The 16,713-nt window shown below is 42.9% G+C and carries 18 protein-coding genes and 1 pseudogene; 7 read left to right on the plus strand and 12 right to left on the minus strand.

Features of this window, described 5'->3' with window-relative positions; all coding sequences use genetic code 11:
• Positions 1-165: 165 nt before the first annotated feature.
• Positions 166-1,158 carry a helix-turn-helix transcriptional regulator gene (locus tag BBG47_RS18050; RefSeq protein WP_065292861.1) on the plus strand — a complete coding sequence of 331 codons (993 nt, stop codon included), beginning with the start codon at positions 166-168 and terminating at the stop codon, positions 1,156-1,158.
• Positions 1,155-1,571, plus strand: a complete 417-nt coding sequence (locus BBG47_RS18055) for a metal-dependent transcriptional regulator (protein WP_065292862.1) — start codon at positions 1,155-1,157, stop codon at positions 1,569-1,571. Before BBG47_RS18050 ends, BBG47_RS18055 begins: the two co-directional genes overlap by 4 nt.
• Before the next feature lie 40 nt (positions 1,572-1,611).
• On the opposite strand, the gene BBG47_RS18060 is transcribed toward BBG47_RS18055, so the two are convergent.
• Positions 1,612-2,355: a dioxygenase family protein gene (locus BBG47_RS18060; protein ID WP_065292863.1), complete on the minus strand. Its 744-nt coding sequence runs from the start codon at positions 2,353-2,355 to the stop codon at positions 1,612-1,614.
• Positions 2,356-2,608: 253 nt separating this feature from the next.
• Between BBG47_RS18060 and BBG47_RS18065 the strand changes: the two genes are divergently transcribed.
• Positions 2,609-2,896, plus strand: a complete 288-nt coding sequence (locus BBG47_RS18065; RefSeq protein ID WP_065292864.1) for a hypothetical protein — start codon at positions 2,609-2,611, stop codon at positions 2,894-2,896.
• Between the two features lie 93 nt (positions 2,897-2,989).
• Here BBG47_RS18065 and BBG47_RS18070 read toward each other — a convergent pair whose 3' ends face one another.
• Positions 2,990-4,210: an amidohydrolase gene (locus BBG47_RS18070; protein ID WP_065292865.1), complete on the minus strand. Its 1,221-nt coding sequence runs from the start codon at positions 4,208-4,210 to the stop codon at positions 2,990-2,992.
• Between the two features lie 28 nt (positions 4,211-4,238).
• Positions 4,239-5,462 (minus strand): amidohydrolase family protein, encoded by a 1,224-nt coding sequence (locus tag BBG47_RS18075; protein WP_065292866.1) that lies wholly within the window; start codon positions 5,460-5,462, stop codon positions 4,239-4,241.
• 200 nt (positions 5,463-5,662) lie between these two features.
• Here BBG47_RS18075 and BBG47_RS18080 point away from each other — a divergent pair, with 200 nt between their 5' ends.
• Complete coding sequence (locus BBG47_RS18080) at positions 5,663-6,583, plus strand: LysR family transcriptional regulator (protein WP_065292867.1); 921 nt, start codon at positions 5,663-5,665, stop codon at positions 6,581-6,583.
• A gap of 144 nt (positions 6,584-6,727) precedes the next feature.
• Here the strand turns inward: BBG47_RS18080 and BBG47_RS18085 are convergent, their stop codons facing one another.
• Positions 6,728-7,915, minus strand: a complete 1,188-nt coding sequence (locus BBG47_RS18085; protein ID WP_065292868.1) for an MFS transporter — start codon at positions 7,913-7,915, stop codon at positions 6,728-6,730.
• A 409-nt stretch (positions 7,916-8,324) separates the two neighbouring features.
• Between BBG47_RS18085 and BBG47_RS18090 the strand changes: the two genes are divergently transcribed.
• Positions 8,325-9,188, plus strand: coding sequence for an alpha/beta fold hydrolase (locus BBG47_RS18090; RefSeq protein ID WP_065292869.1), 864 nt, complete (start codon positions 8,325-8,327; stop codon positions 9,186-9,188).
• A 157-nt stretch (positions 9,189-9,345) separates the two neighbouring features.
• On the opposite strand, the gene BBG47_RS18095 is transcribed toward BBG47_RS18090, so the two are convergent.
• The 3 genes and pseudogenes from BBG47_RS18095 to BBG47_RS31410 all read right to left on the minus strand — a co-directional run.
• Positions 9,346-10,020 carry a DUF6518 family protein gene (locus tag BBG47_RS18095; RefSeq protein WP_065292870.1) on the minus strand — a complete coding sequence of 225 codons (675 nt, stop codon included), beginning with the start codon at positions 10,018-10,020 and terminating at the stop codon, positions 9,346-9,348.
• A gap of 147 nt (positions 10,021-10,167) precedes the next feature.
• A complete protein-coding gene (locus BBG47_RS18100) occupies positions 10,168-10,737 on the minus strand; it encodes an SF0329 family protein (protein ID WP_065292871.1) in 570 nt (189 codons plus the stop codon).
• Positions 10,738-11,012: 275 nt separating this feature from the next.
• Positions 11,013-11,132 (minus strand): annotated as a pseudogene (locus BBG47_RS31410) (phosphonoacetaldehyde hydrolase); the annotation flags it as partial.
• A gap of 38 nt (positions 11,133-11,170) precedes the next feature.
• Between BBG47_RS31410 and BBG47_RS18105 the strand changes: the two are divergent.
• Positions 11,171-11,404 carry a DeoR/GlpR family DNA-binding transcription regulator gene (locus BBG47_RS18105; RefSeq protein ID WP_397376555.1) on the plus strand — a complete coding sequence of 78 codons (234 nt, stop codon included), beginning with the start codon at positions 11,171-11,173 and terminating at the stop codon, positions 11,402-11,404.
• Between the two features lie 119 nt (positions 11,405-11,523).
• On the opposite strand, the gene BBG47_RS18110 is transcribed toward BBG47_RS18105, so the two are convergent.
• The 3 genes from BBG47_RS18110 to BBG47_RS29990 are packed head-to-tail and all read right to left on the minus strand — an operon-like array spanning position 11,524 to position 13,130.
• On the minus strand, positions 11,524-12,159 hold the full coding sequence (locus tag BBG47_RS18110) for a GAP family protein (RefSeq protein ID WP_065292877.1): 636 nt from the start codon (positions 12,157-12,159) through the stop codon (positions 11,524-11,526).
• Between the two features lie 17 nt (positions 12,160-12,176).
• Complete coding sequence (locus tag BBG47_RS18115) at positions 12,177-12,950, minus strand: MerR family transcriptional regulator (RefSeq protein WP_065292873.1); 774 nt, start codon at positions 12,948-12,950, stop codon at positions 12,177-12,179.
• A gap of 30 nt (positions 12,951-12,980) precedes the next feature.
• Positions 12,981-13,130, minus strand: coding sequence for a hypothetical protein (locus BBG47_RS29990; RefSeq protein ID WP_021254963.1), 150 nt, complete (start codon positions 13,128-13,130; stop codon positions 12,981-12,983).
• 225 nt (positions 13,131-13,355) lie between these two features.
• Between BBG47_RS29990 and BBG47_RS18120 the strand changes: the two genes are divergently transcribed.
• Positions 13,356-14,006 carry a DUF4097 family beta strand repeat-containing protein gene (locus tag BBG47_RS18120; protein ID WP_065292874.1) on the plus strand — a complete coding sequence of 217 codons (651 nt, stop codon included), beginning with the start codon at positions 13,356-13,358 and terminating at the stop codon, positions 14,004-14,006.
• A 239-nt stretch (positions 14,007-14,245) separates the two neighbouring features.
• Here BBG47_RS18120 and BBG47_RS29315 read toward each other — a convergent pair whose 3' ends face one another.
• Together BBG47_RS29315 and BBG47_RS29995 are read right to left on the minus strand one after the other, a co-directional pair.
• Positions 14,246-15,574 (minus strand): DUF4261 domain-containing protein, encoded by a 1,329-nt coding sequence (locus BBG47_RS29315; protein ID WP_083189427.1) that lies wholly within the window; start codon positions 15,572-15,574, stop codon positions 14,246-14,248.
• A 518-nt stretch (positions 15,575-16,092) separates the two neighbouring features.
• Entirely contained in the window at positions 16,093-16,239 is a 147-nt protein-coding gene (locus tag BBG47_RS29995; protein WP_172619370.1) for a hypothetical protein, read from the minus strand.
• Positions 16,240-16,713 lie beyond the last annotated feature (474 nt).

Consider the following 16,713-nt stretch of genomic DNA (forward strand, 5'->3'; position numbering starts at 1 on the left):
TCTCTTGTTTTTATGACCTGGTTTGTTATACTAGCCATTAAGTTAGAACTCTCAAACTTTACCACCCTGCCAGATGGAGAGACAATGGGTTTAGGCCACATTTGTCTTTCATCGGCATTCGATTTGTCTCTTATCGTCACTTTACATAGAAAGGAGCTTGCTGTTATGCAGCGGTTTACGATCGAAAGCGAATACACACCTTATCTGGAAGCGATCGGATTTTCCGTCGATCCGCATTTTCATGCCGAATCCGCAGTTCGCTTTATTCTTGATCCAGCGTTGGGTGAAGGGAGCGTATGGGTTTACGCCAAGACAGGCCATTTTTTTATACAGTCTATGGACTTTTACTTCTATGAGGATGTTTCGTTCGAATACCCGCAGTTCGACTTTATCAGCTTCGGATATTATGAATCCCTGCTCTATGCAGACGAACATGAGGTCTCTACCTCCCCCTACCTATTGGGGTATAGAAGCTATACTCAGGCTTTCAAATGCGTGATTCCGAAACAGCAGGCGGTAAGAAACCATTGTATTGTGCTCGCGCCCGCTTATTATGAGCATCACTTACGAAAAGCCTATCCGGACGAATACGAGGAATTGCTGACCGCGCTTGAGCAGCATTGCGGATTAATTCATCTCCCCGAGCTTGCTTTGCTTCTTAAGCAATTGACACATTTCTCAGGGAATGGCGCAGCAGCCAGGCTGTATTATGAAAGCAAGGTAGCCGAAACGTTAGCGCTGATCATCGACCATAACCACAAGCGAGGGATGCAAAAAGCGCCTCTTACCGATTTGGATCGCGACGGACTTGCGGCTGTCCTCCCCTTTATTGAGAACCAATGTGGCAACTACCGCATTACTCTTGATCAGTTGGCAAAGCTAGCTTGCATGTCCCCAACCAAGCTGAAATACACCTTCAAAAAATCGTACAACTGTACGATTTCCGAATACATTAGCCGGATAAGGATGCAAAAAGCGAAGCATGCGCTTGAACATACGCAAATCAGCATTGGGGAACTTGCCCGTAATCTGGGCTACAAAAAGACACGCAGCTTTTCCGATTACTTCTATGCCCATACCGGCCTGCTTCCGAGCGAATATAGAAAACTAGCGCATGGCAGTATATCCTTGCACCCACAGGAGGTTGAATTCGTATGAAACTGAGCCCCACCATGGAAGATTACTTGGAAACGGTTTTCCTTTTGTCCCAAGAAGGGGCCGGTGCTCGCCTCTCCGATATTGCCGATAAGGTCGGGGTAACGAAGGCCAGCGCGAATCGGGCGGTAGCCACCCTGTCCAGTTTAAGACTCGTTCAGAAAGAGCACTACAAGGAAATCCATCTCACCCCTGAAGGCCTTGCCTATGCAAATCGGATTGTTCATAAGCATGAGGTAATCAAACAATTTTTCATGAACGTCCTCCTAGTCGATGCGGATATTGCCGAGCAAGATGCCTGCATGATCGAGCATGTCATCAGTTCAGACTCGGTTCGAGCCATGCAGCAGTTTGTGACCAATACTCCCGCCAGCAATGCACCTCGCTCTATCCGTACAAATCCGAATGCGGACTAAGGAACGGATCCAGTCGCCGCCAATCATATAAAAAACCCTATCATCTTTGATAGGGTTTTGATGATGGAATCAACGTGTTACCGTAATCAACTCCAATCGTTAACGTGCCCGTATAAATTCTCTCTCCCCATTTCGTAAACTTAGGCCACCCTCCTTGAACCCCATGAGACAGCGTAAGAACAAAATCATTTGCATTAATATAGGGACTGAGTTGCCTTGAATTGTATGGTGGCAAGGATTCAATTTCATAGGTAAGCTCTTGAGGGAAAAATAATTGCGTTGTTAATATTTCTTTTAAACCATCAATTATTTTGATGTGAATATGAGGCGTTCTAAGATGATACCAAGCAGGAATTATGGTCAGAAACTCAACCATGCCATTCACGTCTGTAAACTGGCGCCCACGTAGAAATGTTTTATGGTCTATCGGTGTGGCAGTTTGTCCTGGAGCGAAGCTACTATTTTCGTACCCTGAAAATCCTGAATAAACACCACAGGCGTTACTATTCCAAATATCAACGGCCAACCCACAGATGGGTCTGCATCCCTTAACATCAACTACTCTTAAGCGGAGTAAGAGATCAACTCCATATTGGTCTTCTCGAACATCTTTTCGAATCATGGAGTTCTTCAAATAAAAGGGGCCTTCACTCGTGGAACTCGTAAGTAGACATCTATCTGTATCCTCGAAACTATAGCTTACAATACAAAATTCGTTATATTGCTGTTTCAGGATATTTTTCTTGACCCATTGATTACACGGATTGTTCATATCACGAAACATACATACGGTTCTCCTTTGGGTTTCTGATTATATCCTGAGCATATGCCTATATTTCGTAATAAGTGCAATTTGTTTAGGAAACCACAACATAAAGCTTCGAATAGCACTAAAAAGTCTTTTTTTATTTCAAACCTTTAGAAACATATGATTATCAATAGCGTTTATATACAGAACAATACGAACTTGGAAGAGGTGAAATTATGAAGAAATTAGACGGCCTCTAGCTTCCCACAAGGAGGAAAAATAGAGCCAAATGAGCAATAGTATGAAAAAATCACCCGTATGGACAGACCACCAAACACCCGGTACCCGCTGGAGCAAACGGCAGGCAAGTAAAGCTGTACGCCGCTTTACAGGTGATGTTCAAAACGGAAAATGGTACAGAAAGCTGTTCTGTTCCTGGGATATTTGCGACTTACGCTTTTACAAAACAAATGAACAAGCGATACATGAATGGGAAACATCCCGATGTCTGAGGGAACGACAATTGACTCAGGCAGAAGTGATAAAGGATTGGGAAAAGTTCTATAGAAGAAAATAAGCTCAAGCGTCGGTCTGGGAAGCCCGGCGCCTGAACTTTTATAAGGGATTATTGCTGCCACTCGTTCAATCTAATTTGAAGCGGAAATTCACATTAAACTGAACCTGATACGATATTGCCTCTGAACATCGTTGCGACACGTTTCGAACTTCTTGCGATAGCTTCAGCCGAACATGATGCTTCCACTAACACCATATTTGCATCGTCTCCGACTTGGGGCCATACTCTTTCGCCATTATCATTTAATGGCGTCTTGCCGTCAGTAATAAATTGCAGCGTCCGAGCTAATGCCCGCTCATCGGACCATCCGTACATTTCCGCCAAACGACCGGCGCGTTTCAAAATATCCCCATCTCCAAAAGGCGACCAAACGTCAAAAATATTATCGCATCCGACAGCAACATTGACACCTTTCCGATGTAATAGACCGACTGGCGGAAACTTGCGGTTTATCGGTACACTAGTAATGATGGAGATCCCTGCATCTGCCAGAAGCTCTCCCATGACTTCCGCTTGAGCTTGAGAGATGTCCCCCAACCCAAAGGCATGGCTGACGGCAACCTTGCCTTGCAATCCTGCTTCTTTCGTTAACTGGGCCAATCGTTTTATTGTAAACACACCAAGATGATCGGCGTCATGCAAGTGCAGGTCAATGCCCGCATTTCCTTCTACGGCTAGCTCCACCATTTCCTGCAAGGAAGCTTCGAGATCACCATCCACCGTGGCCGGATCGACCCCGCCAACAAAGCTGGCTCCTTGGCGAAGGGCTTCCCTGACCAACTGTTTCGACTTGGAACGCAATAAACCATGCTGTGGAAAAGCAACGATTTCGTAGGATAGCTTCCCTTCAAATGTTTGCAGCGCTCGCTTAACTTGTTCCAAATTCTCCAATCCAACCTCGGGATAAACATCGACATGCGTGCGCACATGCGTTACACCAGACTTCACATAAATATCAAGCAGCTGTTCCGCACGTTCTTGCGTCGTTGTTTCCAAAGAAGGAAGTACTTGCTTCTCGATTTCAAACCGTTCAAAAATATTGCTTGCAGGTGTTACCGCACGCCACCGATCACCAAGCAATGTTTTATCCAAATGACAATGTTTTTCGATGAATGAAGGCAGCACCAGACGCCGTTTCGCATCTTTCTTAGAGAGATCATCCTGAACGGGCTCATCCGCTGAGACGATCTTCGCCACTTTCCCATCCTCGATTAAGAGATGATAGCATTCGGTTTTGGTACCCGTAATCACACCGTTATCTTCCTGAAACCCCGTTTCCAACAGGACATTGGTTAACCAATAAGCAGTATTCAAAGAAGCTCATCCTTTCTACGTTCTATGATTAAAGTTCTCCGGCCGCCAGATTCCCCTGAAAGATAACCGCGACCCTTCTTGCTCTTCGTGCAACCGCTTCGGCTGAACAACTCGCATCAACGAGAACGAGATCGGCAGCGTCTCCGACATTGGGCCAGATGCGTTGTCCGTCTGTATTTAAAGGTGTTACACCGCCTGTAATATACCCCAGTGTTTGTCCAAGGGAACGTTCATCCTTTAAGCCGAATCGCTCCGCTAATGTACCTGCTTTTTCAAGACTATCTCCTTTGCCAAAAGGAGACCAGTGATCCGTGATGCTGTCATCACCGAGGGATATTTGCACACCTTTTTCGCTTAAAAGTGGAATCGGAATTGTCTTTCCAATCGGAACCGAAGATGTAATCGTAATCCGCTGCTCAGCTAATAGGTCTGCAACTTGACCTGCCTCTTCTAGAGAAATGTCGGCCAACGCCAGAGCATGGCTGATGTTGACTCTTCCTTGCCACCCGGCTTCCTCTGTTAACGCGGCCAATCGTTGAAAGGTAAAAATGCCAAGATGGCCTGGATCATGGATATGAAGATCTATACCCGCATCCGCTTCCACCGCAAGCTCCATGACCGTGTGCAGCGACTTCTCGATATTTCCGTCAATGGTTGCAGGGTCAACGCCGCCAACGAGAGCAGCACCGCTTCTCAATGCTTCTCTTACAAGAGAAACAGATTCACTGCGCAATAATCCATGCTGAGGAAACGCCACAATTTCAACCGAAGCTTTTCCTTTGTAAGTTTCTACGGCCTGAAGCGTGGCTTCCAAATTCCGCAGCCCTATGAATGGATCGACATTACAATGGGTACGAATACGGATCGAACCGGCATGGGTCAGCAATTCCAGCAACTTCTCCGCCCTTTCCTTGGCAACAGGCAACAAGCGCGGGAGTAATTCCTGTTCTTCCTCCAGCCTAGTCAAAAGTCCTTTACGCGGAATCGTTGGCGCTTTCCATGGGCCGCTGTAATATGTCTTATCAAGATGAATATGCATATCGCGGAAAGAAGGGAGCATGAGATATCGATTTGCATCCCGTTTCGGCATATTCGTTTCTAAAGGTTGATCTGCAGGAACGATCTCACTGATCTTCCCATCTACAATCTGTACATGAAAAAGCCTTGTTTCTGTCCCCGTTACGGTGCCATTCTCATATTGATAGCCGGTTTCCAAGCGCACATTCGTTAACCAGTAAGCATTGTCTGCCACTTCCGTCTCCTCCTTCACTGCAATGTTTTCCCAAACCAGCCAGTAAGACAGCCATTACAATCAGCAAGAGACGAGACATCTTCTCCGCCTCCTTTATCGTGCTTTACAAATATGCTAACATGAAGGCGATCAAACGAAAAATATATAATAAATAAGTTATCTATATGTTTTCCATATACGAGAAGGGAGTCTATGCATCGATGGATATCAGACAGCTTCGCTATTTTATTGCGATTGTGGAGGAAAGAAGCATATCAGCCGCAGCGAGAAGACTTCATATTTCTCAACCGCCATTAAGCCAACAATTGAGAGCAATGGAAGAGGAACTCGGCGTAATATTGTTAGAGAGAAACGGTAAACACATGGAAGTAACGGATGCAGGCAAGACCTTATATTCCTATGCCTTGCAAATGGATCAATTAATGCAAGAGGCTAAGATGGAAGTGAGTGAGGTCGAAAATGGGGTAAACGGCCAATTGACGATGGGTGTAAATACGTTTTCCGTTCCTGATTTGCCTGAAATCCTCCATCAATTTCAAAAGTACTATCCAAAGGTAACGTACAAAATCCAACAAAATGAGTCCGCTCATCTGTGTCAGTTAGTTCGGGATCGGGCTATCGAATTAGCATTCATACGATTGCCGCTTGAATTGGACGATTTCTCAGTTCTTCACCTGTATACCGAACCGTTTTATTTGATTACATCCCAGAAGCAGAAACGGTTTGAACATGAAGTAACGCTTGCGGACACGGCTAACGAGCGGCTCTTATTGCCAAGCACGCAGGGATTAGGTGTGCACTATTTAATCTTGGAGGCATACTCAAGGCTTGATATGCATCCCCCTGTTGTCGGCGAATGTTCCGACATAGCCCTGTTGATGGAGTTGGTTTCCACTGACTTTTGTTCATCGATCGTTCCGGAAACATTGCTTCATCGGCATAAAGGGTTTTCGATCCATGCGTACAAAATTTCCTCTACCGTTGGGATGTCTTCTCCGCTTGGGCTAATATGGCTCAAAAATCACCGTTTATCCAACACGGCCCGGAATTTTATCGATTTGTTCAAAAAGGAAAGCAGGTATCTTCAGCATCACGTGCATAAGGAAATGGATGGAGATTGATTGATTCAAACCCTATTATAAAGTCCATTTTTGTGGAATACGGAAATCAAAAAAAGACCCTCGGATTATGACGATCCGGGATCTTTTGGGTCACCTTCAAACGAATGATTTCACGTCTTTGAAGCAAATTGTTCTAAGAGCACATCAGCCGCGTTGAGGAGAATTTATATCTCTCAATCGACTTCCCGTGAAGATACTGCTTACGAGCAGTACGAATCCGCCAAACAGATAGGGCAAGTCAAAGTGAACCTCAAACAAAATACCTGCCAGCAACGGTCCAAATATCGTACCGAGACTCGTATAGGCATTATTCATCCCCGCCACAAACCCTTGTTCATTCCCGGCTACTCTGGACAGCAGCGTATTGATCGTGGGGCGCAAAATATTATTGAACGTAAAGAATAACATCGTGATTACCATGACATAGTAGAAATCGCCAGAGAATAATAGGAGTACAAGGGAGACCGCCGATAAGAACAACATGGCAACAATAATCTGTTTTTCCCCGAAACGTCGTGTAATTCGGTCGGTCAACAACAGTTGATTCATCGTGCCGATGAGCGAACATACGGTTAGTAGAATAGCGATTTGACCCGTCGTGAATCCGTACACCTGTACGACAAAGAGCGGAAAAATCGCTTCAAAATGCGTCAGACCGAAGGTCATCGTGAAAACAATGAGCAACATGACGAAATAGCGAGACCGAACCGAAAGCACGATTTGCCGGAACACATTGTCCCTCTTTTCCTTCATTTGACGACGCATCTGGCGATTGTTAACCGACACCGATTCAGGCAATCCCCACAAGCTGCAAAGCATTGCCAGCACTCCTACACATGCGGATACATAGAATGGCATCTTGATTCCCCATTCCGCAAGCATTCCGCCGACACCCGGTCCGATAATAAACCCAGATGTCATCGACGCACCCAACCATGACATCGACTTGCTGCGCTGATCGTCTGCTGTAATGTCAGCAATATACGCAATAATGGACGGGATTAAGGCTGCTGAGCCTATTCCACCAATCAATCGCGAAGCGAATAATAAAGTTAGATCACTTGCAAATGCTGCAAGCAGGTTGGAGAGTGCGAACAAGACCAAACCTATGATAATCATTGGTTTACGGCCGTATCGATCTGACAAATTGCCTGCAATGGGTGAGAAAAGAAACTGGGTCAAGCCGAAGCAGGAAACCAAATATCCTGCCGCCTGTCCGCTTGCTGAAAACTCCTCAAGAAGTTCCGGCACAATCGGAATGACAAGACCCATACTTAGATTAGCGAGAAACATGTTCAACAGCAGTAATGGAAACGCTGATTTAGTTAACATTAATAACCACCTATATCGAATTGATAAAAACCACGAGTCGGGAGCAAAATACCAGTCCCTCTCTATCTGCATTTGTATATGTTAGCATGCGGCTATCTTCAATAAAAATATGAAAAACATATAGGGACTTAATATTTTTAATATACATAACATCCTTTGTGGATTTTGACAGTTCATCATTGCTTGATTGATAAACTTCGAGGGAATATGCCAACTACCAGAATGTCGATGAAAGTTAATTATTGACACCCGCAACCATATAGGTTATTTTTAACCTATGTTACTTGTAACTTAGTATAGTTATGTAAATCCAATCAGCAATATTAGGCTTACTGAGTGGGAAGTCCTCAACAGGTGATGAACCAAACAAGATTTTGAGGATTTGAAAGAGAAAAAAAGGAGAGATATCATGGAGAATATATATAAATCAGAAGTAGGCAAACGAGAAGTGTTAGGACAGTACCGAAAAATACTTGCTAACTGGCCAGTGGAAAACCACCAATACGAAGTTGAGACAAGCTTTGGATCGACTTTTGTCATTGAGTCAGGATCAAAGGACAATCCACCACTGATTCTCCTGCATGGAAGCGTAGCGAATTCTTTTGCTTGGTATGGCGATGTAGCTTCTCTTTCACAAACTCACAATGTTTATGCAATCGACATTATTGGAGAAGCAGGATTATCAGCAGCAAGCCGACCAAGCTACGGGAGTGGTGCATATGCGCTATGGTTGAATGAAACCATACATGCACTTCGATTAAGATCCTGTTCCATTGTAGCTATGTCATTAGGCGGCTGGATGGCATTGAGCTTCGCTACCACTTATCCGGAGAAGGTTGACAAGTTGGTTTTGCTTTGTCCCGGAGGGCTTGCACATGAAAAAGCCAGTTTCCTATGGAAAGCAATCTTTTTCTCCCTTCTTGGAAAATGGGGTCAGCTGCAAATACTTAAATTAGTGGGTGCTGGTCATATTTCTTCATCATCGTTATCCAGATTAGAAGTAGATCTAACATTCGCATCACTAATATTCAAAAATTTCAAACCGCGAACTGCAAAAATGCCGCTATTTAGTAATCAGTCCCTTTCACAATTAACGATGCCGAGTCTGATGCTTTTTGGCGATTCTGATCAATTAATACCTGCTAGCAAGAGTATGAATCGACTGAAACAAGCTACACAACATGCTAAGATCGAGCTGCTGCCTGATACGGGCCACCTCATTGTCAACCAAACAGATAGGATACTACAATTCTTGAACCTCCAAGACAGTTGATAGGTTATGCAAACAATAAAAGGGTTTCCCGACATCAGTACCTCCCGCCTAACAACCAGGAGAAAAACTCAATGTCTGGAAACCCTTTGTTTATGGGCATTTTCAGCCTTATATTTAGCTACCTTTGACATCAATACTGCGCACAGCGTTGTAGAAACTATAAAAAGCCATTCATTCCACCAAATATCCTACCAAGAACATTAAAATATATGAAAAGAAGAGATACTCCAATCGTTATAAAAAGTGTCCAAAGCAATGGTTTACCTTTTTTTGCGATAGAGAGAAACAAAATGAGTATCATGATTAAATAAATTCCCTGCATCCATGGAATCAAATAATAATGTGTGTGTATGGGTAAGTACGCATTACGTAAATTATACCCTTCTGTAAGCAACACTGCCGCCGGGAGGGATAACACAGTATTGGAGAACAATCCGTTCCCACCCGAGTACCACATAATATATGCACAAATAGGTGAGATCACCGCGCATATGCTCCAAAAAATAATGACTGTTTGCGGAAAGAAATGCAATATGAACACTGTATATACATAATATACGGTAAGTAGCGCTACAAAAAATGTAAATACTTTTACAGCCGCTTGCTTGGGCGAATCGCTAAAGACCGATAAAAGCGTTGCTACAAATACCCACACGCCAAGGCGCGCTCCAATGTGGTCAAGTATAGGGTTTGCACCGGGATCATCCACAAGTTTCGCTACTAACCCCAAAACGGCTCCTAAAATAAAAGCATATACGATTGAGAAAGCGATTTTTTTCGTATTTGATTTTATCGGAGCTCTAATCCTAGTTAACTTGTTGGATATTTCCATGATCTGATATTGCACCTCCCAATTATATTGAACTGCAAAAGCTTTAGAAGCAAGAAAAGACCTGAACGAAAAGTTCAAGTCTTTAAGGTTTATCCACCAAGAAAACCAATTTGAGAAGAGTCAAGAAACTTCCTGACATATTTATTGTCATAACGTATTACGCCGTAGCTCATAAAAATACTGCACAATGGGATGCTTTACCTTCATCTTCTCGCCCATGTTTAAAATTCGCTTTTTCCCAACTCTTCTATCCACCAAAGCCAGAATATTCAATAAGATGTCATTGCTCTCTATGCTTTCCTCTATAGAAGTAGATAAAAAATGATTCGCCACAACGTTAAAATTTGATTTACTCAATGATGCCTGTGCTGACAAAAGCTCCCTAGCATATTCTGTTATTTTTCTATTTCTTGCAATAACTTGTAGACGATCCTCTGGAACTGTCCCCTTGGTATCCTTTCTGACCGCTTCAATTTCTTCATTGCTGATCGGAATTTGGATTTCTGAATCATTCTTAATTTCCATCTCCGTTTGATACCATTTGATTAAGCTAGTTTTATCACTCATATTGAATACATTCTTTTTGTCGACCGAAATATAACAAATACCTGCTTTATCAGGTAAATAACGATAGCTCGTTGCACGGTATTCGACCCTTCCATGTAACGCAGGACAGAGAAAGCTCTCCAGTTGTTGCTTCAATTTGCTCCAGGACATGTAATCCCCCTATTTTCTACTAGAATTCCTACCCCCATATTATCACATCTTTATTCGATTTTTAGACCGTGTATATTGCAAACAATATTTCTTTATTTCAAACACCCCGGTCTCTTTCCATCCGAGATCAGCTTAATGATTGCTTCGATTAATTGCGGAAGCTCACGCATCGTATCAATCGCAAAATCTGCACCATATTGCGATGGATCATGTAAGGATATGGTCTGCCATAAGAATCCGTTTCACTAGTTGTGACCAGATGATCGGAACTGTTAGAGCTGCTCCACATCCTGTTCTGTAAATGGCCTGCCATATTGATCTTCCCATAATGCCGAAACTCTGGGCATCGACAGCATCGCCCGAATATGATCGATTTTCAGCATCCCCATGGGTGCATATTGACAGCGGCTCCACCACCTGCAGCGGCATTACGATGGAACGAGGGATTTCGGATTACAATTTGGAGGAAGCTACTACACGCAAGAAGATGATCGAACTGTCCAAAGAAGTGTATATCGTGGCAAACAGCACCAAATTCGGAAAAGACGTTAAGATTGCCATTACACCACTAGATAACGTGAACGCCATTATTACCGATGCGAATATCGATCCCAGTTACCCGCCGCAGTTTAGGTCGATACGAACGAAGCTAATCATTGCAGATTAACCAACTGGCATATTTATCATCAGTAGAAAGATGGGGCATGGAAACGGCATGCTTATGTATGGAATCAGGTAATCATGAAAAAGAGGGGCCATCGCCCCTCATACGGTTTATAAAACTCTCTACAGATAATCCAAACTATAAAAAATCATAATCGCCCCCACGATACACATGACCCACGAAACAGCCGATCCCGAATGCTTCGAAAGCTTGATTTGAAGCCTTTCTAATGGTCTTTTCATCACTCGCCCTAATAATAAATGCAATGTAAATAGGATTAATGGCGGGAGAACCATTATAAAATTATAACCTACCATAATTGGGAGCCACTGAAAAACAGTTAAATTTGAGGTATTCATAAGACCAATCGCAGCAAAATACGGAAATGCTGCACCTACCTCAATCAAAGATGTCGTGAAACCGAGTGCAATCATGGATGTCTTGCTTTTTGACTTCGGCCTTGGCAATTCCGACTTTTTACTCTTTGGGTAGTAGAAGCTGGCTATAAACAGAATTCCCCCAATAATCAGCATAGCCCAACTTACAATCCGATTTTGAAAAATGGAAGAGAAACTAGCCAGAAACGCATCCAGACCTAACATGAAAGCAACGCCTACTGAAAAATAAATGACTGCGACCGTCAATAAATAAATCATTAAGCGTGAACCTAATCGCTCTTTTTCAGTCAACAGCAAATATACGGTTACTCCCAATGTTGCAGGGCTAAGCGTGTCTAATATGGCTAATCCCCCTATCATAGAAAGGAGTTCAAGAGTCACGATTCTCCTCCTTGCTCTATGGAAGAGTTCTGTATGGAAGAAATATGAATGCCATAGGCTCGTTCCATAAAATCAAGAACTTCCTTGTCTATAGGATACAGTCCGAGACTCTCAGATTGCTCTGGGGATTTCCTCAGATCCCATAGTTTATTCACAAACTCGTCTTCTCCTTTGAATTCTTCCAGTTGTTTTTCTATCATACGCCGTATTATGTTTTGCACTCGTGATGAAGCAGGATCATCTTTCGTATATCGTTTTATCTGACCTAGCAATGCAATCCACTCCATAGAATCAGGGTCTTCTCCACTCATTTTTGGGAGCTTTGTCCAAAGCTTCATTTCCTTATCGTTAAACATGTTTTCCTTGATGGTCGGCAATCTTTTTTTATGTTGATTCGATAACTGAATAAGTTTCTGTATCGCAAGCCGTTCATCCCCGTCTTCAACCGCAATCCCGGTTATCAATTCCCGAAGTGACGACTCTATACTCCTTAATCTTTCTTGCTCTTCAAGGATATAGGCTAATTGGTTTTTCAAACTGTTCGTCCAATTCCATTTAGAGTCGTATAACATACTTTTAATCTCTTGCAACTTGTAACCAATTCCTTTTAGAAATTGGATGTATTGAAGCTTCTTCAGTTCCTCTTCTGAATACAGACGATGGCCCCCTTCTGTTTTGGACGGTGCCGCCAATAATCCGATCTGATCATAGTACCGAAGTGTTCTGACCGTGATATTCGTTTTTTTTGCAACTTCTTTAATATGTATCAATTACAGACACCTCCGACAATTCAGATAAGATCAATTTTCTTGATCTTTATATAAACCATGTTTGATTAAATATCCTAATCCTAGACCGACTAATACGCCTGGAAATGCTTGATCAATCATAAGTCCAATTCCTGCTCCTATAATTACACATGCATAAATAATGATGTCTCCTTGTTTCATATCTACTCTCCCCTTTTATAATAAATCTCCTCTTCCCCTTAGCCGACTTAACAACATAAGTGATGAAGAGCTTACCCATTGGCTTGATTATACAAAATGACGCAACGTCACTTTCAAGTGTTTTCATTAGAAAATTCTTTGATTGCACAAGTTAACTTGATGTTGACGCAACGTAATCTTATATAATCAGTTCACAATCATGAAGAATAGTGATGAGGTGAGAAAATGAAAAAATATTGCATTGGTTTACTTTTGGTGGGGATGCTTTTTCTTAGTGCCTGTAGTTCTTACCAAGAAAATGCTGCACACGCTGTGTCATTAAAGGGGATAGAAAACATCCATATTGACCACGGCAGCACAACATTAATAGTAGAATCAGCAGATATAGAGTCACTTGAAGCAATTAGTAATGGACCTGAAATTGTTATAGATAAGGAAAAAGACAACATCAAAATTCGGCTTAAGAGTGATATTAGAAACATCGTAAATATCGGAAAAATGCCTCAGCTATCCGTTCGTATTCCAAACAATTATGAGAGAAAAGTAACGTTAGACGGTTCTTCCGGTAATGTAAAGATAATCAATCTGAGCACACAGAAACTCGATATCCAAGGAAGTAGTGGAAATGTATCGCTTGACTATTTAAGAATAAATAGTGACATCAATATTTCTGTCAAAAGCGGCAGCATCCTTTTAAATCTGGAAGACAAAGACTCCAACATAAACTGGCTTTTGCAATCGGGTAGTGGCAGACGAGCTATGGGTATTCCTTTGAATAATTCTCAACAAAATAACAGAAAGACACAGGGTCAGACGGGGAATGGCTCATTTAATGTACATCTCCAAACAACTTCCGGAAATATAACGGTTAAATAAATAACAGGGATATAAAAAAAACGCCTCAGATGTGATCTCTGAAGCGTGATTATTTGCAAACATATTTTGTCATCTAAAGCTGAATGAGCAAGCCCTCTAAACAAACTTACTCTCATCATTCCATGCATCATTAATTAGTGGAGTAAAATTAGTTCCCTATGAATGGTTCTGTGTATTATCGCATGGATTTTCTAATAATTGAGCAATGGTGATCACCATCGCCGATGGGTAACTGCTGTTTACGACTGCTCTGCGCCTTGACTGCCGGCATAATAAGGTTCTCCCGGATCTATATCGATAACAACCCGGTGCGGTGCGGCCAGCCCGTATTGGTGCTCGCAGCGCCAGCGCATCTCTTCGGTGAAACCAACTGTTTCCCCGTCGACAATAACGTCCCCGCGGTCGAATAAATAATAGGCGATATTAAGCAAGTTTCCGGCTACTTCATCAGGCTCCAGATCGTAATAATGACACTGAACATCCGGAATGCCAAGCGCGGCGAGTCCCAATGAATCCATCAGACCTTCAGGGCGGCCGCTGCCTGTGCCTTCAACATTATAAAAACGAATGTTCAGCGCACCATATAACAGTTCTCCTGCTTCAATCGCCGCCAGATAAGCGCTAGGTTCAACGAGCTTGTCGCTTTCCCCGAAATAGATGGCGTCGCAAGGCGCCGTTTCCAGCACCGCCTGCAGCGAGCCGGTGAACAGCTGCAGCCGCGATTTGGGAGCGAGTCCCGATGCCATCATGTCGATCAACAGCAGCGAGTGCTCGCAATCACTCACGACTTCAGCAGCTTCCCGCCAATGCCAGGACTGCTGTAAGGCCGACTCGTAGTCCGTAACCGGGCGGCTTTCTGTATCCATTAGGCTGGTTTGTGCCGGCATTTCGCCTTGAGAATATTCAACCATATAATTCAGATGGAAAAAATGCAGCAAATTCTGATCTTCCTGACTATTCGCCTCCCACACTGCAAGTCCCGCGGCATCCGAATGATGTTCTCCGCGATCAACCTTACCCGTATAAAGTTCCATCTTCTCGTAAAGCATGTTTCGATCCAGCTTCGGCGGCTGCTTGTATTTTAACTCCACAGCGTACACCTGGGCAAAACCAAAATCCTTTTCCTGTTCAAGCCTCTCATTCGCCTTAATATCATTCTTCTCCGAATCAATTGCGTTTGGCTGCACTGTCTCAGATTTCTCTTGATGGTCTGTTAGGCCAACCTCGCGACGGCTCCATGTCAATAACGTCGAAGTATCTTCATCTTCGGGATCAAGTTTATTCGCAATTTCGAATGCCGCTACTGCGTCCTCATATTGCGATAGGTAGTAGTAGGCATACCCTACACGAAAATGCCAAAGAAAGTCATTCTCGCCTTGCGTTTTGATCGTCGAAAGTTGCTGTAATGCTTCATCGTAACGTTTTAAATTGTTTAATGCTCTCGCCAAATAGCCAACTATATCATAGTCTCTGTCCTGTTCGGGAATTTCCGCAATCTTATCTACTATTTTTTCAAATTCATCCTCTTCATGCCAGAGGTTTAGCTGTTCCAACAAGTCCTTTTCCATAACATTACCTCCTTAGTTTCTAAAAGCCACTTAGATGTTTTTCTAGTTTTATTTCGGAAAACCTCCTTACTTCGCTAATAGGAAACCAACAATAGCCGACATTTAACTTTCAAGACCGTTTTCCGAAACAATTCCCCCTCTATAGCTGAGTGAAGCGCATAGCGCAACGATAATGGGGAGATCAATTTCGGTTCTCTTCATTTCCGTGAACGTCAAAAATTAAAAAGGTACTATTTTTAAATAGCACCTTTTTAAATCAATATTTTATTTGCGTTCCCACACTAGTACTTGGAATCAAGGATTTCCAGCCTTATTGTCTTTATAGCAAAGAGCAAAGCAACCGACTCCACATGTGGAGTCGACAGTAACAGAAACGGCTGAAACCCTTTTTAACAAGGACAACAGCCGTTTCTCTTTTGGTTATATGTCATTCAAATGAACAGCCTTTACTGGACCGCTTCACAATTGTAAGAATCCATGCTGTCTTCGTAGATAGTATGTTCTTTCATTAACAATCACTATTTAATAACTTCAACCTTTTTTTCTCCTGCTGTCTTCGCCGGCTGAGTACCTTGGGCATCGACTGTGCTGGCTGTAAGCAACATAGTCACGACTAGAGCTGTGCTGAGGGCTGCGGAAATCATTTTTCTTTTGCGATTGACCATGACCATACCTCCAATATCTATCTTTTGATAAGTCGATCATGCTGTCTGATAATTGAATTATAACGTACTGGTAGTGGTTGTAAAGGGAGTTTTTCCCGTGATGAGCACAGCAACGACTAATCGACTTACCAATTCAATCAACTCAGGGATTTTCTAATCTGTATTACTCTCCAAAACCGCTCCACTACTGCATTCTCAGCTATCTGTGCCATTCCTCACCAGCAAAGCCACTCATCTAAATACGGGTATCGGATTAACGAACATGATTTACTACAATTTTTTAATTATGAGAGGGTTGAGGACTTTAAAAAGTTAAATACCATTAGTTTAAGCCGCCGAGAAGTCGGCGGTTATACATATTCAGAAAACATAATCGGCTTTGACCGTGGCTACAGGAGAACACGTTAAAAACTGGCTCGGCTTTCACCAGTCAATGTAGCCCCGTGTTTATTGCATACTAAAAGTGCCTAAAAT

The sequence above is a fragment of the Paenibacillus sp. KS1 genome (genome assembly GCF_001680695.1).
Lineage (GTDB): Bacteria > Bacillota > Bacilli > Paenibacillales > Paenibacillaceae > Paenibacillus_B > Paenibacillus_B suaedae.